Source organism: Vibrio sp. UCD-FRSSP16_30 (assembly GCF_001676025.1).
Lineage (GTDB): Bacteria > Pseudomonadota > Gammaproteobacteria > Enterobacterales > Vibrionaceae > Vibrio.
On record NZ_LZFW01000052.1, the window covers coordinates 1 to 1,096 of the forward strand.

Sequence of the window (1,096 nt, forward strand, 5' to 3'; positions counted from 1 at the left end):
AAAAGTGCGTCGTAGTCCGGATTGGAGTCTGCAACTCGACTCCATGAAGTCGGAATCGCTAGTAATCGTGAATCAGAATGTCACGGTGAATACGTTCCCGGGCCTTGTACACACCGCCCGTCACACCATGGGAGTGGGCTGCAAAAGAAGTGGGTAGTTTAACCTTTCGAGGAGGACGCTCACCACTTTGTGGTTCATGACTGGGGTGAAGTCGTAACAAGGTAGCCCTAGGGGAACCTGGGGCTGGATCACCTCCTTATACGATGATTACTCACGATGAGTGTCCACACAGATTGATATGGTTTAGAAAGTAAAGAGATTTAGAAATGTCTCCCAAGACATTTCAACTTAGTGTCCCGTTCGTCTAGAGGCCTAGGACACCGCCCTTTCACGGCGGTAACAGGGGTTCGACTCCCCTACGGGATACCATTGGGTCGTTAGCTCAGCTGGTAGAGCAGTTGACTTTTAATCAATTGGTCGCAGGTTCGAATCCTGCACGACCCACCATTTCCTCCCCACAGAGGAAGCTGTGAATAACAGCAAAACAATGTGGGCGATTAGCTCAGTTGGGAGAGCACCTCCCTTACAAGGAGGGGGTCACTGGTTCGAGCCCGGTATCGCCCACCATCTTTAAGTACACTTCTTCTTAGTGAAGAGTTTAAGTGTTTTTAAAAATGGTTCATTTGTTTGAATCTCGCTCTTTAACAATTTGGAAAGCTGACGATAAATAATGTCTTATTTATTAATAAGAAAGCATTATTTATCAAATTTAAAAGTTCTCAAATCCTAAGTCTTTATGATTTAGGTACCAACACACATTCAAGTGTTCTTGGGAATAGCATCATTGCCTGATGTTATTCAAATTTGAGTCCGGCAAAATCGAATGTTATCTCGCTCATAATAAAGAGATAACGCACCTTGGAAACGTCATACTACGTTGTAGCAAACGTATTGCGTTAAGCAAGACCCTTTGGGGTTGTATGGTTAAGTGACTAAGCGTACACGGTGGATGCCTTGGCAGTCAGAGGCGATGAAAGACGTAATAACTTGCGATAAGCCCAGATTAGGTAGTAATAACCATTTGAGTCTGGGATTT

3 tRNA genes and 2 rRNA genes are annotated in these 1,096 nt (G+C 44.6%); all 5 read left to right on the top strand.

The window, feature by feature from the left end:
* Positions 1 to 259 (top strand): 16S ribosomal RNA (locus A9260_RS13405); the annotation flags it as partial.
* A 94-nt stretch (positions 260 to 353) separates the two neighbouring features.
* Positions 354 to 429: transfer RNA gene (locus A9260_RS13410), tRNA-Glu, on the top strand.
* 2 nt (positions 430 to 431) lie between these two features.
* Positions 432 to 507, top strand: a tRNA-Lys gene (locus A9260_RS13415).
* A 44-nt stretch (positions 508 to 551) separates the two neighbouring features.
* Positions 552 to 627 (top strand) — tRNA-Val (locus A9260_RS13420).
* Positions 628 to 982: 355 nt separating this feature from the next.
* Positions 983 to 1,096: ribosomal RNA gene (locus A9260_RS13425) — 23S ribosomal RNA — on the top strand; the annotation flags it as partial.